The organism is Mucilaginibacter angelicae (genome assembly GCF_042434235.1).
Classification (GTDB): Bacteria; Bacteroidota; Bacteroidia; order Sphingobacteriales; family Sphingobacteriaceae; genus Mucilaginibacter; species Mucilaginibacter angelicae.
In genome coordinates this window covers 134,610-157,630 of sequence record NZ_JBHLTS010000018.1, presented here as the reverse complement: position 1 = coordinate 157,630, position 23,021 = coordinate 134,610, and the positions used below count along the sequence as shown (strand labels likewise).

The following is a 23,021-nucleotide window of genomic DNA, read 5'->3' as shown; positions in this document are numbered from 1 at the left end:
TATGAAACAATATTATAAACTTTTATTACTGGTAGGGCTCCTGGTTTCGGGCGCATCATGTAAAAAATACCTTGATGTAACGCCAGATAATACCGGTACCCTTGAATACGCGTTCAGGAACCGTAACGAGGCCGAAAATTACCTGTTTACCTGCTACGCAACCTTGCAGCAATTTTATGATCCTACGTCAAACATAGGTTTCACCACATCTTCGGAAATTATTTATCCCAACAACCTCACCAATCACCCGCTTAATGAAAGTGGATTTAACCTTATCCGCGGCACGCAAAACAGCAGCAGCCCGGGTGTAAACTGGTGGGATGGCGAAAATGGCGGCCAGGCTTTATTCCGCTCCATCAGGAGATGTAATATCATGCTTGAAAACATTGATAAGCCTGTTGACCTTTCACCTGCCGAAAAGGCAAGGTGGATAGCCGAAGTAAAATTCCTTAAAGCATATTATCATTACTACTTATGCCGCCTGTACGGGCCGGTACCCCTGGTAAAAACCAATATTGATATCACAGCCAGTACCGAAGAAGTAAGGGTAAAACGTTCGCCCGTTGACTCAGTATTTAATTACTGCGTACAACTGCTTGACCAGGCAATTCCTGATCTGCCACCGGTTATTACCAACCAGGCAAAAGAGCTTGGCCGTATAACCCAGTTAACAGCTATGTCAATCAAGGCCGAGATCCTTGCAACCCAGGCCAGTCCGCTTTTTAACGGCAACCCTGATTATGCCAGCATGAAAAACAAAGATGGCGAACCTTTATTTTCAAGCACTGCCGATCCGCAAAAATGGAAACGTGCGGCCGATGCCTGCAAAGCGGCTATTGATGCCTGCGAGGCCAACGGGCTTAAACTTTACACCTTTGTTGCGCCGCCTACGGTTGGTGCTCTTTCAGATCAGTTACGCAACGAGCTAACCATTCAAAACGCCGTTACCGAAAAATGGGATGTAAACCCCGAGCTGATCTGGGCATTAAACCCAACTTTCCCTTGCCAGGGTTATGCAACTCCAAGGTTAACGCCAAAATCGGCAGTTAATATCTTCTCAAACCCATCAACATTCGCTGTTCCGATTTCAACACAGGAACTTTTTTATACAGCTAACGGCGTACCATTAACCGAGGATAAAGACTACGATTATGCCAACCGTTTCGGGCTGAAAACAGCAGGCGACGCTGACAAATATTACATAGCCCAGGGCTACACTACCATTAACGAACACTACGGCCGCGAAAGCCGCTTTTATGCCAACATTGCTTTCGACGGCAGTATCTGGTACGGTAACGGTATTTACAACCAGGACCAGGCTTACCACGTAGAAGCGCGCGGGTCAGGTTCATTGGCCGGCCCTAAAGATTTGAACACCCTTAATATTACCGGTTACTGGCCTAAAAAGCTGGCCAACTACCTTTCGGTTTATGATGATGGTTTCCAATCTATTGAGTATCACCTGCCGCTAATGAGACTTGCCGGTTTATACCTTTTATATGCCGAAACACTGAACGAGGTAAACGGCCCAACAGGTGATGTATACAACTACATTGATAAGGTAAGGACAAGGGCAGGTTTAAAAGGTGTATTGGAGTCATGGTCAACCTATTCAAAAAACCCTGGCAAACCAACAACTAAAGAAGGTTTACGCGACATTATACATCACGAGCGCCGTATTGAACTTTGTTTCGAGGCCCAAAGCGGCTGGGACCTTCGCCGCTGGAAAGAGATACAAGGTGTATTAAGCGTACCGCTGCAGGGATGGAATATTTATGAATCTGAAGCCGGTAACTACTACAGGCCGCACACCGTGTTAACGCCGGTTTTCGGGCTAAAAAACTATTTCTGGCCTATAAAGGACAATGACCTGATCGTTAACAGCAACCTGGTACAAACTACTTATTGGTAGGCGTCCCCATCAACCTAAAAATGAATTAATTCAACATAAATAAGAATTATGAAACGCATTAAAAATTATTCGGTAACAGCGCTGGTGCTTGCAGCGGCGTTGTTTATGGCGTGCTTAAATTCATGCAAAAAGAACGACGGGTACGTTAAAGAGGTTTCGACCGATTTGAGCAAGCCTACCGCGGTTACCAATGTAAAAGTTAAAAACTTTAACGGCGGTGCTTATATCACCTATGATCTGCCTAACTCCGATAACCTGCTATACGTGCAGGCCGAGTACCGCATTAATGATAAAACCACGCGCCAAACCAAATCGAGCTATTACTCGGATACGGTTACTGTTGATGGTTTTGCCAAAAGCCAGGAGTACGAGGTAACCCTTTACTCGGTAAGCCGGGCTAACGTTAAATCCGATCCGCTGGTGGTTAAAGTACATCCTGATACCCCCTTTTACAAGCTTATAAAGCCAACATTAACCATCACATCTGATTTTGGCGGTGTAAACATTAAAGCCATGAACCCAAACCAAAAAGACATTGGTGTAATTTTATTGGCTTTCGATAAATCAACCCAGGCATTGGAGGTTGTCGACCAGCATTATACCAAGGTTGATACCATTAACTACTCCATACGGGGATATCCTGCGGTATCGCAAAAATTTGGGGTATATGTTACCGATAAATTTGGCAACATATCTGATACTACCATTGTTAATCTCACCCCGATATTTGAAACACTACTGGATAAGAGCAAATTTTCGGTATATAAAACCCCTACCGATAGCCCAACTGCTTACGGATGGGAAGTGCCATATCTTTGGGATAATAAAACCGATGGCTACTCAAACGGCTGGCACACTGCTCCGGGAGCGCCTGCGCCAATACAGGTTACCTTTAGCCTGGGTGTATCGGCACAGTTAAGCCGCTTTGTTTTATGGGAAAGACCCGATCAGTATGCTTATGCACATGGTAACCCTAAAGACTTCAGTATCTGGGGATCGAACATTAATGCGCCGCAGGATGTAAGATTGCCTGATTATGCACCTGTAGGAACTGTAGTAGGCGATTGGGTTAATATCGGCAACTACCATTATCCGAACCCGCCATCAGGCCTTACACCGGGCTTTACCAACGCGGCCGATGCTGCCTTTGTTGCAGCGGGGGTTAACTTTAATATCCCGCCGGGTTCAACACCTATTAAATATTTCCGCTTTATGGTTCATGACACATGGTCAAACGGTGACTTTGCCCACATGATGGAGCTTTCAATTTATGGTAACCCACAATAGGTATTAAATAATTTAGATTAAACGAACATGAAAAATATTGTCAGAATAGCTGCTTTCTGTTTGCTTGGATACCTGTTGTACGGTTGCAGCAAGCAAGACACACAGTTTGAATCATACTTAAACGGTCATGAAGTTAAATATCCGGGTACGGTGGCCAATGCCCACTCGCGCCCCGGAAACTTACGTGCGGCCATCACCTGGAACCCGAGTACCGACCCCAGCATAACGCGTTACGTAATATACTGGAACAATAAGGCAGATTCGATCATTTACAATTCCACCAATCATAATCCGTCGGATAGCCTTACTGTCGTTGTACCCAACCTAAACGAGTATATTTATTCGTTCACTGTGTTTTCGTATGATGCCAAAGGCAACCGTTCCATTCCGCTTGATATCAACAATGTTAGGGTATACGGGCCTATTTATCAATCAGGTTTATCAAACAGGGGCTATGATGTTACCAACCCATACGGCATCAGTGCCGATGGAAAGCTCACCCTTAACTTCTTAAAGGTTGATACCAGTACACATAATGTGTTCACTGATATAAAATATACCAATAAAGCCGGTAAAGAGAGCTTTGGCAAACTTAGCGCCGATAGCATGTCGGTTACCCTGGCAGATTATAAGGCAGATACCAAGATCCAGTTCCTCTCGGCCTTCAAACCTGTAGCCAATGCCCTTGATACTTTTTATGTAGCCAATTATGAAGATTTCCCAACCATTAATTCGGTTGCTATCTGTGATAAAAAGCTATTTAAAAAAGTTTATTTGCCCAATGATGCCAAACCCTATGAAGGAGATACCGACATAGACAGGCTTTGGGATGGCAGTACAGGCCCTCAGGGTTTCCCTAACATTTTCCATAGCGATGGTAACGGGCCGCTGCCGGTGGTTATTACTTTTGATATGGGTGCGATTTACAAAGGCTTGGTTGCTATTGAAGAAACAGGCCGTAACTGCTGCCACAATCCCGATGATTTTGAAGTATGGGGCATAGCAGATTTAACTAACGCCACCACCACCTTAAAGGCAAATGATGCCGGCTGGACCGCAGAAGCAATATCAAAAGGATGGAAACTGCTTAAAGAAATCAAAAGGACTGACGATGGCAGCGCCCCATTAAAGGTTAATTTTGATCCAAACCCACCGCCGGTACGTTACATCCGTATCAGGATTAAGCACAACTCAAACAACGAAGGTAACTACACCAATATGAGTGAGCTTACTTTCTGGAATAACGCATTACTTTAATAACACCTCAATGACCGGGCTGCTTTGCGGCCTGGTCATATTTTACGAACATAAAGACGAAGACCTCAATTAATATCCACCTCAAAATTCAGTAATGAAAAAACCGGCAATTATATTCCTTTACCTGTTTTCGTTAATCAAAATCAGCTTTGCTCAGCAGGCTGCCCCCATAAAAACCCCGAAAGCGGTTTTGGATGATTTCATGACCAGGCGCTTTGGCATGTTTGTTCACTTTGGGCCGGTAACCTTACGCGGCACTGAAATTGGCTGGAGCCGCAATAAGGAAGTAGCCCAGGACGATTATGACAACCTGTACAAGGAGTTTAACCCGGTTTTATTTAATGCCGATGCCATTGTAAAAGCCGCTAAAGATGCGGGCATGAAATACCTGGTGATCACCGCCAAACACCATGATGGCTTTGCTTTGTGGCCATCAGCCTTTACCGCTTACAATATCAGCAAAACACCCTATAAGCGCGATATAGTGGCCGAGCTGGCCGCCGCCTGCAAAAAGCAGGGCGTACTTTTTTGTATTTACCATACCGTGCTCGACTGGCACGATCCCAACTACCCTATCCACAACCCTTACGATTCGACAAAGAATGTTAAGGGCGATATGGTGGCCTTTAAAACGCAAATGAAGAATGAGCTTAAAGAGCTCATCACTAAATATCATCCTTACCTGCTTTGGTTTGACGGTTACTGGGAAAAACCCTGGACAAATGCCGACGGACAGGAAATCTACAAATTCATTAAAAGTGTTGACCCCAACGTTATTGTAAACAACCGCTTAGGTAAAGAGAGTGAAAAACTGAACGATCAATCGGTAGGCGATTATCTTACCCCCGAGCAGCGCATTGGCCAGCTTAACATGAACGAGCCATGGGAAAGCTGTATCACCATTTGCCAGCAATGGGCCTGGAAACCTAACGATAAAATGAAAACCACACAGGAATGCATCCAAACGCTGGTAAAAACTGCTGCCGGAAATGGTAACCTGCTGTTTAATGTTGGCCCCATGCCCGACGGCCGCATCGAAGCGCGCCAGGTTGAAACCCTGCAGCAAATGGGTGCATGGTTAAAAAAATACGGTGAAAGTATTTACGGTACCAAAGGCGGCCCATTTGCGCCGAATGATAACTATGCTGTTACACGCAAGGGAAATAAGATCTATTTACATGTATTTCAGAAAAAAGGTGATAAAATTGTACTACCTAACCTGCCGGGCGTTAATATAACCAATGCCCATGTGCTGGGAGGGGCCAAAGTAAATTATAAACCGGATGCAGCAGGCTATATCATTGATTTGCCGCAAACCTTACCCGATGCAAACAGCAATGTTATTGTATTGGAACTGAACAAAAACGCCGAAGAAATCCCTGCAATTGCCGCGGGTAAATAAACAAGCTTAAAACAGAAAACCTAATTAATATAAACATGCCAAAAAGAACGCCTCTGCTAATAACTGTAATGATAACAGGTATTACAACGTTTACTCACGCACAAACAAAACAATTAAAGCTTTGGTACAAGCAGCCCGCCCAGCGCTGGGAAGAAACCGTTGCCCTTGGCAACGGCCGTTTGGGGATGATGCCCGATGGCGGCATCACTGCCGAAAAAGTGGTATTGAATGATATTACCATGTGGTCGGGCTCATCGCAGGATGCCAATAATTACGAGGCCTATAAAAAACTGCCCGAGATCAGGAGTTTACTTGCCGCCGGTAAAAATGTGGAAGCACAGGCTATTATCGATAAATCGTTTGTGTGTACCGGCAAAGGATCTGGCGGGGTGCCTTTCGGCTGCTTCCAGATGCTGGGAGACCTGAACCTTAAGTATCAGTACAAAGGCATTGAAGATAAAGATGTAAAATACGATAACTACGAGCGTGAGCTTTCACTAAACAATGCCCTTGCCAAAACTACTTACCAGGTAAACGGCGTTACCTACAAACGTGAATACTTTACCAGTTTTGGTGATGATGTAGATGTGATTAAACTAAGCGCCGATAAACCGGGAATGCTTAACCTGAGCATCAATATCAGCCGCCCGGAACGCGGTGTTACCACTACAGAGGGCAATGAACTTGATCTTACCGGTCAGCTGGATAATGGTACCGACGGTAAAGGTGTGGCTTATAAGGCAAAAGTTAAAGCACAGTTAACAGGTGGTTCATTGACTGCTACCCCTACTTCGCTGGTTATTAAAGATGCAACGGAGGTGATTATTTATGTATCGGCAGGTACTGATTTTAAGAACCACCTGTATCTTACCAAAATGAACGATGCGCTGAACGCAGCGATGAAAAAGCCTTATGCTTTGGAAAAACAACAGCATATAGCCAACTTTCAAAAGCTGTTCAACCGTGTAAAAGTTGACCTGGGTGCTTCAGAAGCTGATAAACTGACTACCGATCAAAGGCTCATCGCTTTCCACACCAACCCCGATGCAGATAAGGGGCTGCCTGTATTATTTTACCAGTTTGGCCGCTACCTGAGCATTTGCAGTACCCGCGTGGGCCTGTTGCCACCAAACCTGCAGGGTTTATGGGCTAACGAAGTACACACACCATGGAACGGCGATTACCACCTGGATATTAACATTGAAATGAACCAGTGGCCGGTTGAAGTTTCTAACCTTTCGGAACTTAACCTGCCCCTTGCCGATCTGGTTAAAGGTATGGTGCCTCACGGCGAAAAGACAGCCAAGGCCTATTACAATGCTGACGGCTGGGTTGCCCACGTGATCACCAACCCCTGGGGCTTTACCGAGCCGGGCGAAAGCGCTTCATGGGGTGTTTGTAAAGTAGGATCGGGCTGGCTTTGTGATAACCTGTGGCAGCATTATGATTTTACAGGCGATAAAAACTATCTGAAACAAATTTACCCGATACTGAAAGGCGCGGCACAGTTTTATAGCAGCATGCTTATTAATGATGCTAAAACCGGCTGGCTGGTTACCTCCCCTTCGTCATCGCCCGAAAATAGTTTTTACCTGCCCGATGGCACACATGCCAGCATTTGTGAAGGCCCAACCATTGATAACCAGATCATCCGCGAGTTGTTTAACAATGTGATCACAGCGAGCAAGGTATTAGGTAAGGACGAAGCTTTCAGTAAAACACTGGCTGCCAAAGTGAAAAAACTGCCTCCTCCGGGTGTCATTGCTAAAGATGGCCGCATCCAGGAATGGATGGAAGATTATAAAGAAACCGAGCCGCAGCACCGTCACGTATCACACCTGTATGGCTTATTCCCTGCATCTGAAATTACACCCGAGGCCACCCCTGCCCTTGCCGAAGCCGCAAGGAAAACTTTAGAGGTAAGGGGTGATGACGGCCCAAGCTGGTCTATCGCTTACAAAATATTGTGGTGGGCACGCCTGCATGATGGCAACCGCACTTACAAACTATTTAAAGAGTTGATGAAGCCCACCATTAAAACCGACATTAACTATGGCGCAGGTGGCGGCGTATACCCTAACCTGTTATCTGCAGGCCCGCCGTTCCAGATTGATGGTAATTTTGGGGCAACAGCCGGTATTGCCGAAATGCTGATCCAGAGCCACGCAGGGTTCATCGATTTCATCCCTTCTATCCCCGATGCATGGAAAGCGCAGGGCGAGGTTAAAGGCCTTAAAGCCCGCGGCAATTTCACCGTTGATATGAAATGGAAAGATGGCAAAGTGACTACCTACAAAGTAACCTCACCTACCCCGCGCATGGTTAAAGTGAAAGTTAACGGCGAGGTTAAAAGTATTATGGCTACTAAAGGCTAAATCAACAAGAATCCCCCTCAAGAAGTGGGTTCGTGCGATTCCCCTCTTGAGAGAGCCTGTCCCGAAATTAATTCGGGAGGTGTAGGGGGTGTGTTTAACAAAGCGACGAAACACACCCCTACAGCCGCACATTCCTCCGCGCCCCCTCTCAAGAGGGGATTTTTCGAAATTATAATTAAACATTATAAACAGGAGATCCTATGTTTAAAAAGTACCTGATAGGGCTAAACATTATAGCCACTTGCATACCCGGCTTATGTATTGCACAATCACAACCATTAAAGATCTGGTTTAACCGCCCGGCCAATCAGTGGGAAGAAACCCTGCCACTCGGTAATGGCAGATTGGGCATGATGCCGGATGGCGGCGTTAAAAAGGAAACAATCACGCTTAATGATATCACACTATGGTCGGGTGCGCCGCAGGATGCCAATAATTACGAGGCTTATAAAAAGCTCCCGCAGATCCGTGCCCTGCTGCTGGCCGGTAAAAACGCCGATGCGCAGGAGATCATTGATAAGGATTTCATTTGCAAAGGCCCGGGATCGGCAGGGGTAAATTATGGCTGCTACCAAACCATGGGCAACCTGAACATAGCATTTGAATATTCCGGAGCTGATCAAAAGGACATTAAATACACCAATTATCACCGTGAGCTTTCAATTAATACAGCCGTAGCTAAATGCAGTTATGTGGTTAATGGTGTTACCTATAAGCGGGAGTACTTTACCAGTTTCGGCGATGATATCAGTATCATTAAACTCACCGCAGATAAGCCCGGTAAGCTAAACCTAAGTCTTACCATGGACAGGCCGGAACGCTTTGCAACAACCGCACAAAACAACCAGCTTGAAATGTTCGGGCAGTTGGATAACGGTATCGATGGTAAAGGGATGCGTTACCTGGCCAAAGTAAAAGCCAGTTTAAAAGGTGGCAGCCAAAGCATTACAGCAAACTCTCTGGTGATTAAAAATGCTACCGAAGCCATCATTTACATATCGGCAGGTACCGATTACAAGCAGCTTAACTACAACCAAAAAGCAGCCGATATCCTAACCGCCGCCATGAAAAAGCCATATGACCAGGAAAAACAACGGCATATAACCAATTACCAAAAACTGTTTAACCGGGTTACCGTCAATTTGGGCGGCAACTACAGGGACACCATTCCAACTGATCTTAGGTTAGCCAACTTTCATAAAACCCCTAAGGCCGATAATGCCCTGCCCGTTTTATATTACCAGTTTGGCCGTTATCTAAGTATTTGCAGTACCCGCATTGGTTTGTTGCCACCCAACCTGCAGGGCCTTTGGGCTAACCAGATAGCCACCCCATGGACAGGCGACTACCACCTGGACATCAACGTGCAAATGAACCATTGGCCGGTTGAAGTATCCAACCTGTCCGAATTAAACCTGCCCCTTGCCGAGCTGGTAAAAGGCATGGTTAACAACGGCGAAAAAACTGCTAAAGCTTATTACAACGCCGATGGCTGGGTAGCCCACGTAATAACCAACATCTGGGGCTGGACGGAGCCCGGCGAAGCAGCCTCATGGGGCATTTGTAAAGTAGGTTCAGGCTGGCTGTGCGACAACCTCTGGCAGCATTATGATTTTACCAACGATAAAAAATACCTGGCTGATATTTACCCGGTACTGAAAGGTTCGGCGCTGTTTTACAGCAGTATGCTCATTAATGATCCTAAAACAGGCTGGCTGGTAACCTCGCCATCTTCATCGCCCGAAAACGGCTTTTTAATGCCCGATGGCAGTGGCCGTCACGCCAGTATTTGTATGGGCCCAACCATCGATAACCAGATCATTCGCGAACTGTTTAACAACGTGATCACTGCGGGCAAGGTGCTGGGCAAGGATCAGGCATTCTGTAAAACATTGCAGGAAAAGCTCAAAAAACTACCGCCTGCGGGTATCATAGCCAAAGATGGCCGCATCCAGGAATGGCTGGAAGATTATACCGAAATTGAACCGCACCACCGTTGCATTTCGCACCTTTACGGCTTGTACCCGGCATCGCTCATCACGCCTGAAGCTACCCCGGCCCTTGCCGAAGCCAGCAAAAAAACGCTGGAAGCCCGCGGCGATGACGGTCCGAGTTTTGCCATCGCTTACAAAATAGCGTGGTGGGCAAGGCTGCATGACGGTGAACGCGCTTACAAATTGTTTACCGACCTAATCCACCCTACCCTCGCCACTAATATGAACTATGGCGATGGCGGCGGGATCTATCCCAACATGCTTTCGGCCGGGCCGCCATTTCAGATCGATGGCAATTTTGGAGCCACTGCGGCATTGGCAGAAATGCTGATCCAAAGTCATGCAGGTTTTATTGAACTGCTCCCTTCCGTACCCGCTAACTGGAAGCAAACCGGCGAAGTTAAAGGCTTAAGGGTAAGAGGCAATTTTACTGTAGATTTTAAATGGCAGGATGGCAAGATCACCAGCTATCGTGTTACATCAACCCAGCCACGAAAGGTTAAAATGAAGATAAACGGCGTGATGAAAAATGTGATGGCGCAAAAAGTATAACGAGCTCTTGTAAATAAAACGTTATGATTTAAAATAATCTTTGTGCACAATAAATAAAATGTAACTTAGACATTTAATAAACCTAAAATTCATGCAAAAATTTCTTAATCGTTTTATAATTGCTGTGCAGTTGTCCGGCTTGCTTTGCGTTTGGCGGCCGGCAATTATTTCAGCATCAGCCAAAACCATTACTACTCAGCAAACCCAGCAGGGCGATGTATCGTTTTCATATGGCCCCGCCGGTATTATCCGTTACGATCAAAAAAGCGGCACCTTCTCTGTTATCGAAAACGGCAAAACTGTACTTAGCAATTGTTTTAGTAAAGCCGGCATCAACGGAAAACTTATTACTTCAACAGCATACAAAAACATTTCTTACAATAAAACACTGGTAACTGATGGCTTTGGCAAAGGCGTAAAACACACCTTTACCCTAACCGGTAATAATTTGCCAAACATGGTACAAGTGTTTTATACCTACCCATCACATAAAGGTTACTTTTTAATTGAGGTTTATGTTGAAGGTAAAAATATTAAAACAAATTACATGGAGCCAATAGCCGGAAATATGGTAGCAGTACCCGGAGATACCCGTTCCCTCTTTGTTCCTTTTGATAACGATACTTTCATCAGTTATAATTCCAAAGCGTTTAAAGCACCGCTTACCAATACCAGTGCCGAGGTTGGGACTATTTTTGATAACGATAGCCGCAATGGCATAGTGTTTGGCTCAGTTGAACACGAAATATGGAAAACCGGCGTGCGCACTATCGCCAAAAAAGATAGCGCTAATACCTTTGAGGTATGGGGCGGTTATACCGAAGAGGCCGTGAACCGTGATAAAATAGCTCACGGTTATATCAGCGGTGATGTGGTTAAATCGCCCAAAGTATTTGTAGGTCGGTTTGCAGATTGGCGCACCGGCATGGAAGAGTTTAGTAAAGCCAACCGCATAGCCGAGCCGCCATACATTTTTAACTGGACAAAGCCCACTCCTGTTGGCTGGAACAGCTGGGGCGTTATGCAGGAAAAACTGAATTATGATAAAGCCATTAAAGTAGCCAACTTTTTTGCCGATAGTATCCCTGCATTCCGCAACGGTAATACCGCGTTTATTGATCTCGACTCGTTTTGGGACAATATGATCAGCGGTGGATGGGAAGGTGATTTCAGCAAGCTAAAATCATTTGCTGATTATTGTAAAAGTAAAGGCTTACAACCCGGCGTTTACTGGGCACCTTTTACCGATTGGGGCTGGAAAGGCGGCCCCGACCGCAAGGTATTAGGCAGTAATTATACCTATGGTGAAACATGGACAAAAGTTGGCAACAGCTACCACGATATTGACGGCGCCCGCGCCACCGACCCTACCCATCCTGGCACCTTACAACATATTGATTATGTGATAGGTAAATTAAAGGCCTGCGGTTTTAAGATGATCAAGATCGATTTTTTGGGTCATGCGGCAGCCGAATCCAGCCATTTTTATGATCCGAAGGTAACTACCGGGATGCAGGCCTATAAAAAAGGGATGGAACATTTGATTGATCAGCTGGACAATCAGATGCTGGTTTATGCAGCCATCTCCCCCAGCCTGGCAACCGGACGTTACGCACACATGAGGCGTATTGCCTGCGATGCTTTTAAAACTATAAAAGATACCCGCTATACCCTCAACAGCGTAAACTATGGCTGGTGGCAAACTTACCTGTACAACTATATTGATGCCGATCACGTAGTCCTCTCAACCGAAAGTGAAGGCGCTAACCGTGCCAGGATGCTTTCGGCCATTGTTACAGGTACATTTATAACGGGCGATGATTTTTCCACTCATGGCCAATGGTCTGACAGGGCTAAAGCCATGTATCAAAATCCCGAAATTTTAAAAGTTGTACAAAATGGTAAAGCTTTCAGACCGGTTGAGGGAAATACCGAAACGGGCACAACCGAACAGTTTACACTTAAAATTGGCAACAGCTTTTACCTGGCCCTGTTTAATTATGGTAACGAAGATAAAACCTATGCTATTGACCCGAAAAGGATTGGTCTTGAAGCCGGTAAAGCGGTAAATGCGAAATCGTTATTACAAGGTTTTAGTGTAAATAACAAAGGCAGCGTTGTAGTAAAAGCAGGTGATGCAGCGCTACTTAAATTTGACGGTTCCGAATAAAAGGCGTGCAAAGGCGCCGGCAACAAGATTCCCCTGTTAGCTGCCGGACGCCTTTTGAGGGGATGAAACCCTGTATCGTTTTTAACTGTTTAACTTAACCGATTTTGCCCGTTTGCATGCAAGCGGGCATTTTGATTTTTTAGCGTTCATACAGCATTTGTTTTTATTGTGTTTTATACTTGCAACGTTGGTTTTTTCTATCTGAAGTGTAGTAAAAAACAATCCGCCGGTAACGGCCAGTAACGTAAAAAATTTCATAGCTGTGTAGGTTTTAACTAAAGAGACGATGTTTTTTTGGGAATGTTACAGTGCATAACAGAAATGTTGATTTTCGCATATTTTGGGGCACTGATTAATCTCATATACACCCAGTTACTACAGTAAACGTCATTGCGAGGCACGAAGCAATCGCGAACTTTAGCATGTCTTCTCTGTCAATTGGGGATTGCTTCGTACCTCGCAATGACGTGTTGGAGAGTTACCTTTATCTTAAAAACAAAAAGTCAGTGACCTCGCGTTACTGACTTTTTCATTAACTATTAACTGACCAAATATCCTTAACAAAAAACTATCTGGTATTACAAACATAGTGTGTTAAAAGCGTGCTTCATGTGTGAAAAGCACCATCTTAACACTTAAAACAAATTCATATCAAGCTGACTGCCTGTACTTTAACGGTGTTATCTTATAATACGTACGGAACAGCCTGATGAATGAACTTGGGCATTCAAAACCCACCATGCCAACTACTTCATTTACAGGGTAACGGGTATCCTTCAGCAGCATTAACGAACGTTTTAAACGCAGCTGGATCAAAAACTGGTGCGGCGTTAAACCAAAGGCCTGCTTAAAAGTACGCAGCAAATGGTTAACCGAAAGACAAGCATGTTCGGCAAGGTCCTCAAGGCTAATGTTCTGGTTATAATTACTATACAGAAACTCCTTAGCCAGGTTAAGGCGGCGCAGGATCTCGATCCTGGTGCCCTGGTTTAAAAAGTCGAGTTTTTCGGCTTTTTTGCAGATCTCATCATTGTAAATGTGAAAATAGTTGATGAGCGTATGGTGCAGGTATTCATTGATCAGCATTTCATCCTGCATACCACTATCAAGGTGTTGCTTCAGGTGAAATACATTGTATTTGATATCACCCGCAAACGGGTAAATAGTTTCGTTAAATTCGGGCTGTGCTTTGCCGTTACCGTAGCCTTTGCTTAACAGGTTGTCATCATCAAAGGTCCAGCAATCCTTAAAATCCTGCAAAAACTGCTGATCAAAATTGATGGCGAACGATTGTACCTGCTGGCCCAGATCGGTATCGGTTGTATATTGAGTTCCCCTGTTCAGGATCAGAAACGAATCGGGGTATATGGATAAATGCCTGCGGCCAATATCATAACGTTCATTACCGCTTAAAACAAAGCGAAGGCTTAAATCTGAAGTATATTGCGGCCCCTGCCTCTGGCCGCCGGTGCGGCTTACAATCTTATTGTTGTTGCGTAATACTTTTGAATAGTCCATTGTGATATGTTTTATTATTCGTTATAATTTCTTTCTTCCAGTAACATAAATTTGTTCCCCGCCGGGTCCAAAAATTCGGCTGCCAGGCCAGCCGGTAAATAAGCGGGCGATTTGCAAAAAAACACGCCTGCCGTACGGAGCAAATGATAATCGTTCAAACAGTCGGCCGTGTTAATGATAATATTACTCTTATCACTATTGCTATCGTTATTAGTTACAAGCAATGCCACATTTAATTTATCCGACTGGATCACCGTGCTTTCCCTGCCCTCGTAAAATGTCATTGTACCTGTTATCCTGAAGCCTAATTTTTGAGTATAAAAGTTAAGTTGCCCCTCAAAGTCGGCTGTGTACACAGGTATATATTTCAATTTCATTTTGCAGTAGCTTTTAACCAGAAACCAGATTTAATAATGGAAACCAACCTGTTGGCTATAGGCAGCGTACAGGATAATTTTTCGAAGCGGGTTTACAGTAGCCGGTCAGTTAAAACTACTTAACATACCAAAGGTACCTTACCTGAAGGGGGATAGTATCCCCCTATTTGGGGGATTTGTGAATTAGTGGAATTTGGGGGTATGGAGCTATTATTGAACTCAGGCGATCCGTGAGGACACGGATCGGGGGTAAGTATCAGCCCTCGCCAATGTTGGAGACAACACCAATAACGTGGAAAATTGTATCGCCTTTACATTCACAAAACCACCAGATGTCCCTTATAACTTTTCATCAATGTTAGAAGAGTGTTTGTTATTTTGCAGAACAGTGAATATTCGTTGAAATTCTCAAAGAGGTTAGCATTGGATATACTAAAAAACTTGGAGTGTTATTACTTCCGGAGTGTTTATAAGTGATGTAAATGAATTGATAATTTGTTGAGCAGGTATCGCAGCGTAATATGGGGGCTTGCCTTTTTTTATGTAATCGTCCTGATTAAATAATTCTTGAGTCAACATTCCTACAACACATCCTTCATCATTAATAACTGGACTACCACTATTTCCTGATGACGTTTTAGCGGATATTAGAAAAAAATTATTCCCAGGGTAGTCTTTAACCATACTGTTAATTTCCCCTTTATGGGCAAGCTGTAAATTATCTATAAAAGACTTCTCCAAGGTTTCATTATTAATTTGTCCTTTATGAGCAACCTGGTAAGCATCTCTTGTAAAAGGGATACTTGGATACCCAATAGTTATAATTTCCGATAAAATCTCTATTTCAGGCTTTAATATAAAAAACGGGGGTGGTAAATTAAATTCTTCGACTTCTAAAAAAGCAATGTCATTATGTGGGTCTAAATATTGATTTACATGTCTTATAGGCTGATCTTCATTTGTATATAAATTCAGTCTGGTTGCTTCTTCAACTACATGATTATTAGTAACAATGTAAATCTTTCTTTGCCCATCACTTATCAAGTGGGTAGTTATGCAAAATCCAGTCCCAATACCCACAACTTCACCATTTACCTCCAACTCTATTTTCACAACAGAATTTCTATAAACTTTAGCGATTTCGGAAAAACCAATGAGTTTATTCTTAATTAAGATAGTTCCCCATTTACTCAAACGTTTTCCATAGTCTCCAAGCCGCAATGGCTTGCCAACTAACGACAGCATTTCAAGCATTATAGCACCATATGAAATTAAAATTTCATGATATTCCATATCAGCGATAACCTTACTGGCTAATACATGGTTAAAGGAACCTGACTCTAATGTCGATAGATAAATAAAAGCTTGACTCGCGCTATAAAAGCCATAGTTTATAGGAACATTTTGATTAAATTCTCCGCGCTTTTCGACATAAGATTTTGCACTTTCGAAAATCCTTGGGTAGCTGTGATTACCTGGAAAAGCATCAATATAATATCTGATGACACCATAGGTTTCAGATGGATATTTTTCAAAATCTTCAGAAGTAATATACATGACCGCGGTTTATTCAAACCTAACAAAAAAACGAGAGTATTAGAATTGGATTTTCAACTTAAGAGCTATTATTCCTCGTGTCTAAAGCCCAAAATGAATAATTAATCTTAGACTAAATCAACAAGCACAAGTATCAGTATGTATCACCATATCGTCATTAAAAGTGAAACTATTCTGCTCACTCAAAATTCCTCCGTGCACTTTTGAGGCGATAATATGAAAAGAAAGCAATATAAGAAACCTATTTATATCAGCTTATTCTGCCTTGCCAGTTTAATGGCATCGGCACGTGAGTTTACATCAAGTTTGAGGTAAATATTTTTGATGTGGCTGCGAACGGTTTCCAGGTCGATAAACAATTCATTGGCTATCTGGCCGCGGCTTTTGCCTTCGCCTATGAGTTCCAGGATCTGGGTTTCACGTTTGGATAGCGGCGATTCCTGGTTTTTTTGAAACGAACGGATCACGAGGCGCGCAATGTTGATGCTCATTGGGCCGCCGCCTTCCCGCACTTCCTTTATCGATTCGATGATTTTGGTTGACGGGGTATTTTTGGTAAGATAGCCCGAAGCGCCATTAGCCAGTGCATTAAAGATCTGTTTTTCCGATTCGTAAACAGTAAGGATCAGGATATAGCAATTGGGCAGCAGCTTTTTTAATTTGGGGATAGCATCAATGCCGTTAACGCCGGGCAGTTCAATATCCAGTAATATTACATCGGGCCTGTCGGCAGCTATTTTTTTAGCAGCCTCATCGTATGAGCAGTAAGTGCTGATCACATCATAACCCTCGGTAGCCCCAATTAAAAAGGCATAGCCATCGCGCAGGGTTTCATCATCCTCAATAATACTTACTTTAATGTTACGGGCCATGTTTAATTATTCAACTGGTTTTTACTAAACTTTAGCGTTACTGAAGTACCCTTACCTGCATGCGAGTTAATGAGCAGCGTTGCATTGATCCGTTTGGCGCGGGCATTAATGTTATTGATCCCCCGCCCGCGATGGACTGCACTGCTGTCAAATCCCTTTCCATCGTCGGTAACCCTCAATGCTATCTCGTTTTTATCGCTTTGGTCAAGCTCAAAAATTACCAGCCCGGCATCGGCATGTTTAAGGATATTATTTAACAGTTCCTTAAATATCATGGTAATGTTGCGGCTGTACTCCATGGGCAGTTTTATCAGCTGGATATCCTCATCAACGGCAGCAAACTCAAAATCAACCGGCACATCATGAAAAACCTCTATCCCTATCTCACGGATGTGGTTCAGGGTTTCGTAAAGGTTATCACTTTTAGGGTCAAGCGCCCAAAGGATATCCTTTGTACCGTTGTATAATGATGCCGCGTTTTGCTTGATCTGATCAACAATTCCGCGCTGATCTGCCTGCTCTTTATCTATTTTGGCGTTCAGTATCTCTGATAAGACGGTGATACGGGTTAATTTGTTACCCAGATCGTCATGAAAATCTTCGGCTGTTTGCTGACGGATCTTTAACTTCTCTTCCCGCTTCATGGCCTCAATAGCCTTTTGCCGTTTTATTTTACGTTGATGCACTAAATTTTGCACCCCGAAACCGAGCAACACCAACAATATAATAGCCAGCAACCTGAAGTAAAACGTTTGATAAAAGGGAGGAATGATCACGAAACTGAAACTGGCCATCTGTGGTGATACCTGCCCGTCCGGGCTGATAGCTTTTACTTTGAAAGTATATGTACCCGGCGGCAGCGAAGGATAATTAACCACATTATTACGCATGGGCGAACTAAATGCGCTATCCAGCCCAACCAGTTTATATTGATAAGTTACCGCATCGGGATTTTTTAGGTAAACACCCAGGAAAGATATCGACAAATGATTTTGGTTATGTTTAAGCTCGGCCCAGTCATTAAGGTCAATTGAAGAGCGTTTTTCACCATCTTCTTTCATGAGCTGTACCGATTTGATAAACACATGCGGCGGCGGTGAGGCTACCATTTTAGTCATGGTATTATATACCATAACAGCTTTGGTAGTGCTTATCCAAACCTGGCGGCCACGGTGCATGATAGCATTTTGGTTGGCTTCCACTACCGGTTCTTTTGAGCCAATGTTATCAATTACCCAAAAAGTTTTCTTTGCGGGATCGTATTGCATCCGGTTAATTCCGCGGCCGGTACCCATCCAAAGCCTGCCGCGCTCATCGGCCGCAAGGCTGTAAATGCTATTGGCCTTGAGGCCGTCATCAACATTGTAAATATTAGTTGCCCCGGTGGTCATATCCCAGGTGTATAAACCGCTATCGTCGGTACCTACCAACAGCAGGTCATGATAACGGATCATGCTATAAACTGCCGTAGCCGGGAATGATTTGAGTTTAAAGCCGGGGACTATCTTTTTACTTACGGCCAGCATAACACCATTTTGGGTGCCTATTAAAACAGAATCGCCCCCGAGGCCAAGCATTGAAGCCGAATATGAGGGAATGCCCTCCACCTGTTTCAATTCGCCGTTTTGATAATAGAAACAGCCCATAGATGTAGCCAGCCATATGGCGCCGCTATCATCGGCAGTAATAAAGTTATAGGCAAAAGATGAGCTGTTTTTTACCTGTCTGAAACCGTTTTTATCATATTGCCATAAACCGGTTTGGCCTGTACCAATCCAAACGGTGCCATTTTTATCGGTATATAAACACTGTACTCCCTTTAAATATGGCGAGCCGGTGGGCACGGGTACTTCACTGGCTTTTTTTCCGTCATAACGCAAAAGGCCTGCCCCGTCAATCCCCATTAAAACATTTTTGTTCCAATCCTCCGTTACCGACATTACAATTTTTGATTCGGGGATTCCCTGTGTGCGGTCAAAAACAGTATACCTGTCACCTTCACAGCGGTAAAGGCCATTGCCAAGACTACCCAGCCACAGGTTTTTATCGGCATCAAAATAAATATCAGGAATAGAGTTATCGGTTAGTCCGTTTGACGAGTTATAGTGGATCACCTCATCGCCCATAATACAATAAGCGCCGTTATCAGTACCCAGCCAGATGTTGGCTTCAGCATCCTGCTCAATACACAACAGCTGGCCTTTTATTTTTCCGGCAACGTTAGCAAGCGGTTTGGCCATACCATCCCTGGCACATAACAAACCTGCCTTTGTTAAAATATAGGTTTTGCTCTTATCAAAACGGTCAAAAAAGATCTTTTTTACAATTTGCTCATCATACTGTGCAGGGATATCAATTACCTGTTCCCATTTTTGCCCTTTGAGGCGGTAGATGCCTTTTTTATACACAGCTGCATATAAAATACCTGAACTGTTAACAGCCAAACCGGTAACAAAAACTTCGGCATCATCATTAATGGGTACATGCTGCATCTTATCATTTTTGACCCTGAACAGGCTCCCGGCCGATGTAACCCATATTGTACCCTCACCATCCTGGGTTATATTACCCACAAAATAACGCTTCACGGGTATATCCGGTTTGTACCTGATAATACGCCCGTTATAAAGCCTTGCCAGCCCGTTCATTGTACCAAACCAGGTGCAGCCCCCTTTATCCGAAAAAATAGTTGAAACGTAGTTATCCGGCAAGCCGGTCAGGCGGGTATATGCAGTAAAATCCTTGCCATCAAACCGGCAGGCCCCGCCAAAGGTGCCAATCCACAGACGATGGTCGGTATCCATTGACAGCTTGTTTATTTGCGACTGGATAAGCCCATCCTCAATATCATAATGCGCAAAAATGTATTTCTGTGCGTAGGCCTGGCCTGTAAACAACACCATACAAACCAGGGAACACAAAAGCAGAAAAATGGGGAAACGCGATAGCTTATTCAATTAAAAACGTAATTTAAATTACCTGTATGGGGGTACAATTAAAAAGTTAAATTAAAGCTAATTAAAATAAAAAAAATCACCCCAATAGGGTGATTAATTATTATCAGTTAAGGAAGTAAAATTTAGTTTTTGGCTACTACAGAATTATCGTTGGTTAAAGGTGTTTTTATATCCTCAAACATTTTACATACCTGGGTAATTTTCCAGTCCTGTTTATCATTTTTTTCGATGATCAGGTAATCATGCTGTATACAGTTTTCGTAGTTAAAATCAACCCGGGCAATTACCATGGCGTCGCTTTTGGCAAGCACTTCGTAGTTCGACTGGCAATTTTGCTGTGTGCCGGCATCCTTTTTCATCATGCTTACCAGGTCGTCTTTTTCCTGTATAAGTACCTTTTCGCCGCGGGGTATTTTTAATACTGAATTATCGCTCATTATTGATTTTAGCTTTTTAAAGTTGGTGGTCATGTGGCTGTCAATGAAATCGCGGATCACGCTGGTGTATCCTGTTTCGGTGACCGGACGGCCGTACATGGTGCTGGCTGATAATAATCCTACTATACATGCCAATAAAAATTTATTTTTCATTTGTGATATTTTTTTGATCAAATGTGGGCAGGCTTTGATTAAAAAAATATGCCTATCACACCTAAGCAAAGGAGTTGGGGCCGTTCACAGCTACCCAAATAGCAAGCAGGTGTTTTTCACCTATCAAGGCCGTTTTTCGCACATTTCTGGCAGATCTGCAATTAATCTGAAACCCGATGCGGATAATTCTTTAATTATCAATAAACAATATCAGAACCTATGGCAGATATTTAAATCTGTACGAAAATATCTTTATTTTTGAGAGCATCGTTTACCGAATAAAACTACTACTGCAACTTGGAACCTACTGAAAATTTTTTCCGAAGCATTGTTGAGGCCTCGCCTTTTCCCGTGTATATGTGTATGGGCGAAGACAAGCTCATAGCCATTGCCAACGACGCCACCTTGAAAGCATGGGGAAAAGACAAGTCGGTAATTGGAAAACCTTTTGATGAGGCACTGCCCGAACTTAAGGGCCAGCCCTTTAGCACGCAAATTAGCGAAGTATACCATACCGGCGAAACCTACTATGGCAACAATGAACCGGCCGAATTTATAATTGACGGCAAACGGCAAATCAATTATTTCAAGTTTACATTTCAGGCTGTGCGTAACACGCGCGGTAAAATAGTAGGCGTTATCTGCTTCTCAACCGATGTTACCGAAATTGAGCATGCCCGCCAGGCCATGGAAGAGAGCAGGCACACCTTGTATAACATGGTGAAACAAGCTCCTGTTGGTATCTGCATTATTAATAGTGATAACCTGGTAATAGAAGTTGTTAATGACTCATACCTTGAGCTTGTTGGCCGCCAACGTGCAGAAATGGAAAACCAGGTAGTCTGGGATGCCATACCCGAAGCAGCCGAATTATACGCTCCTGTAATGGACAACGTTATTGAAACCGGTTTGCCAATCACTGCCAAAGAACATAAATTATTGCTTGTACGTAATGGCATACCCGAAATGGTATTTATTGATTTTGTTTATGAGCCGGTTAGGGGCTTTGACGGAGAGATCAGCGCCATCATGGTTATTGCAATTGATGTAACTGAAAAATTTTTTGCCAGGCGAAAAATTGAAGAAGCAGAAGAGCGCGCCAGGCTCGCCGTTGAAGCCGCAGAAATAGGCACTTTTGATCTCGACTTGCTCACCGATGAGATCCTCACATCCGAAAGGTTTAACATTATTTTCGGAGTTGGGCGCGACGTGCCCCGCAATTTATTTGTAGAAGCACTCCATCCTGATGATCTGGAATTGCGCAATAACGCTCATAAAACTGCGCTTACCAGCGGGAAGCTCTTTTACGAAGCAAGGATCATCTGGCCCAACGGTACGCTACGCTGGATCCGGGTACAGGGCAAGGTTTATTATGGATCCATAAACAAACCATTGCGCATCCTGGGCACATTGCTTGATATTACCGAATTTAAACACCTGCAGCAACAAAAAGACGATTTTATAAGTGTGGCCAGCCATGAGCTTAAAACACCAATGACATCGATCAAAGCATCTATGCAATTGCTGGACAGGCTGATCAAGGTTGATCCTTCATCTGATAAAATTCCCCAGTTTATTAGTCGCGGCAACAGCAGCCTCAACAAAATGCAGCTATTGGTTGATAGCTTGCTTAACGTTTCAAAAATAACTGCGGGGCAGCTTTCGCTCCATAAAACCCGTTTTTCGGCAGCTCAAATGATCAATGAATGCTGCGACCATGTACGGCTTGCAGGCACACATGAACTGGAGCTTACGGGCAACACCGAACTTGAGCTGTATGCCGACAGGCAACGTATTGACCAGGTTGTTGTTAACTTTGTAAACAATGCGGTTAAATATGCTCCCGACAGTAACCGGATAGTCATTGACATAAGTAAAGAGGATGATATGGCCAAAGTATCGGTGCAGGATTTTGGCAAGGGGATCCCGAAAGAAAACATCCCGCATTTATTTGAACGTTACTACAGGGTTGATTCCTCCGGTATTCAATACTCAGGCCTCGGGCTTGGCTTATACATCAGTTCCGAAATTATTGAGCGGCATGGCGGCGAAATGGGTGTTGAAAGCGAAGTTGGCAAGGGCAGCACCTTTTGGTTTACAATACCGTTAAATTAAAATGTTGATTTTTATACTTACCTTTTATTAACATAGGCCGAAAACAGTTTTTTTTAATCCTTAGGCAATAATTTAACCTAAACAGT

Annotated in this window: 15 protein-coding genes; 8 read left to right on the top strand and 7 right to left on the bottom strand. The window is 43.8% G+C overall.

Annotation, left to right across the window (positions count from 1 at the left end; translation table 11 throughout):
- Window position 1: 1 nt before the first annotated feature.
- From ACFFGT_RS06960 to ACFFGT_RS06930, 7 genes are all read left to right on the top strand, one after another.
- Entirely contained in the window at window positions 2-1,912 is a 1,911-nt protein-coding gene (locus ACFFGT_RS06960) for a RagB/SusD family nutrient uptake outer membrane protein (RefSeq protein WP_377021793.1), read from the top strand.
- Window positions 1,913-1,960: 48 nt separating this feature from the next.
- Complete coding sequence (locus ACFFGT_RS06955) at window positions 1,961-3,199, top strand: DUF5000 domain-containing lipoprotein (protein WP_377021792.1); 1,239 nt, start codon at window positions 1,961-1,963, stop codon at window positions 3,197-3,199.
- Window positions 3,200-3,226: 27 nt separating this feature from the next.
- Entirely contained in the window at window positions 3,227-4,456 is a 1,230-nt protein-coding gene (locus tag ACFFGT_RS06950) for a DUF4998 domain-containing protein (RefSeq protein ID WP_377021791.1), read from the top strand.
- A 94-nt stretch (window positions 4,457-4,550) separates the two neighbouring features.
- The gene (locus ACFFGT_RS06945; RefSeq protein ID WP_377021790.1) at window positions 4,551-5,858 is read left to right on the top strand and encodes an alpha-L-fucosidase; all 1,308 of its coding nucleotides are present in this window, start codon (window positions 4,551-4,553) and stop codon (window positions 5,856-5,858) included.
- 35 nt (window positions 5,859-5,893) lie between these two features.
- Window positions 5,894-8,233, top strand: a complete 2,340-nt coding sequence (locus ACFFGT_RS06940; protein WP_377021789.1) for a glycoside hydrolase family 95 protein — start codon at window positions 5,894-5,896, stop codon at window positions 8,231-8,233.
- 200 nt (window positions 8,234-8,433) lie between these two features.
- Window positions 8,434-10,779, top strand: a complete 2,346-nt coding sequence (locus ACFFGT_RS06935; RefSeq protein ID WP_377021788.1) for a glycoside hydrolase family 95 protein — start codon at window positions 8,434-8,436, stop codon at window positions 10,777-10,779.
- 91 nt (window positions 10,780-10,870) lie between these two features.
- Window positions 10,871-12,949, top strand: a complete 2,079-nt coding sequence (locus tag ACFFGT_RS06930; protein WP_377021787.1) for an alpha-amylase family protein — start codon at window positions 10,871-10,873, stop codon at window positions 12,947-12,949.
- Window positions 12,950-13,030: 81 nt separating this feature from the next.
- Here the strand turns inward: ACFFGT_RS06930 and ACFFGT_RS06925 are convergent, their stop codons facing one another.
- The 7 genes from ACFFGT_RS06925 to ACFFGT_RS06895 form a co-directional block, all read right to left on the bottom strand.
- On the bottom strand, window positions 13,031-13,207 hold the full coding sequence (locus tag ACFFGT_RS06925; protein ID WP_377021786.1) for a hypothetical protein: 177 nt from the start codon (window positions 13,205-13,207) through the stop codon (window positions 13,031-13,033).
- Window positions 13,208-13,600: 393 nt separating this feature from the next.
- Window positions 13,601-14,467, bottom strand: a complete 867-nt coding sequence (locus tag ACFFGT_RS06920; protein ID WP_377021785.1) for a helix-turn-helix transcriptional regulator — start codon at window positions 14,465-14,467, stop codon at window positions 13,601-13,603.
- A 14-nt stretch (window positions 14,468-14,481) separates the two neighbouring features.
- The gene (locus ACFFGT_RS06915; RefSeq protein ID WP_377021784.1) at window positions 14,482-14,844 is read right to left on the bottom strand and encodes a VOC family protein; all 363 of its coding nucleotides are present in this window, start codon (window positions 14,842-14,844) and stop codon (window positions 14,482-14,484) included.
- Window positions 14,845-15,276: 432 nt separating this feature from the next.
- Window positions 15,277-16,401, bottom strand: coding sequence for a S1 family peptidase (locus ACFFGT_RS06910; protein WP_377021783.1), 1,125 nt, complete (start codon window positions 16,399-16,401; stop codon window positions 15,277-15,279).
- Window positions 16,402-16,646: 245 nt separating this feature from the next.
- Complete coding sequence (locus ACFFGT_RS06905) at window positions 16,647-17,273, bottom strand: response regulator transcription factor (RefSeq protein ID WP_377021782.1); 627 nt, start codon at window positions 17,271-17,273, stop codon at window positions 16,647-16,649.
- 2 nt (window positions 17,274-17,275) lie between these two features.
- A complete protein-coding gene (locus ACFFGT_RS06900; RefSeq protein ID WP_377021781.1) occupies window positions 17,276-20,230 on the bottom strand; it encodes a ligand-binding sensor domain-containing protein in 2,955 nt (984 codons plus the stop codon).
- 122 nt (window positions 20,231-20,352) lie between these two features.
- Window positions 20,353-20,820, bottom strand: a complete 468-nt coding sequence (locus ACFFGT_RS06895; protein WP_377021780.1) for a nuclear transport factor 2 family protein — start codon at window positions 20,818-20,820, stop codon at window positions 20,353-20,355.
- A gap of 297 nt (window positions 20,821-21,117) precedes the next feature.
- Between ACFFGT_RS06895 and ACFFGT_RS06890 the strand changes: the two genes are divergently transcribed.
- A complete protein-coding gene (locus tag ACFFGT_RS06890; RefSeq protein ID WP_377021779.1) occupies window positions 21,118-22,935 on the top strand; it encodes a PAS domain-containing sensor histidine kinase in 1,818 nt (605 codons plus the stop codon).
- Window positions 22,936-23,021: the final 86 nt, after the last annotated feature.

Excerpts from the sequence above, each read along its gene's own strand:
- ACFFGT_RS06925 (WP_377021786.1), bottom strand. The coding sequence starts at position 13,207 with ATGAAATTTTTTACGTTACTGGCCGTTACCGGCGGATTGTTTTTTACT.
- ACFFGT_RS06935 (WP_377021788.1), top strand. The coding sequence starts at position 8,434 with ATGTTTAAAAAGTACCTGATAGGGCTAAACATTATAGCCACTTGCATA.
- ACFFGT_RS06960 (WP_377021793.1), top strand. The coding sequence starts at position 2 with ATGAAACAATATTATAAACTTTTATTACTGGTAGGGCTCCTGGTTTCG.
- ACFFGT_RS06915 (WP_377021784.1), bottom strand. The coding sequence starts at position 14,844 with ATGAAATTGAAATATATACCTGTGTACACAGCCGACTTTGAGGGGCAA.
- ACFFGT_RS06930 (WP_377021787.1), top strand. The coding sequence starts at position 10,871 with ATGCAAAAATTTCTTAATCGTTTTATAATTGCTGTGCAGTTGTCCGGC.
- ACFFGT_RS06955 (WP_377021792.1), top strand. The coding sequence starts at position 1,961 with ATGAAACGCATTAAAAATTATTCGGTAACAGCGCTGGTGCTTGCAGCG.
- ACFFGT_RS06940 (WP_377021789.1), top strand. The coding sequence starts at position 5,894 with ATGCCAAAAAGAACGCCTCTGCTAATAACTGTAATGATAACAGGTATT.
- ACFFGT_RS06920 (WP_377021785.1), bottom strand. The coding sequence starts at position 14,467 with ATGGACTATTCAAAAGTATTACGCAACAACAATAAGATTGTAAGCCGC.
- ACFFGT_RS06895 (WP_377021780.1), bottom strand. The coding sequence starts at position 20,820 with ATGAAAAATAAATTTTTATTGGCATGTATAGTAGGATTATTATCAGCC.
- ACFFGT_RS06910 (WP_377021783.1), bottom strand. The coding sequence starts at position 16,401 with ATGTATATTACTTCTGAAGATTTTGAAAAATATCCATCTGAAACCTAT.
- ACFFGT_RS06905 (WP_377021782.1), bottom strand. The coding sequence starts at position 17,273 with ATGGCCCGTAACATTAAAGTAAGTATTATTGAGGATGATGAAACCCTG.
- ACFFGT_RS06950 (WP_377021791.1), top strand. The coding sequence starts at position 3,227 with ATGAAAAATATTGTCAGAATAGCTGCTTTCTGTTTGCTTGGATACCTG.
- ACFFGT_RS06945 (WP_377021790.1), top strand. The coding sequence starts at position 4,551 with ATGAAAAAACCGGCAATTATATTCCTTTACCTGTTTTCGTTAATCAAA.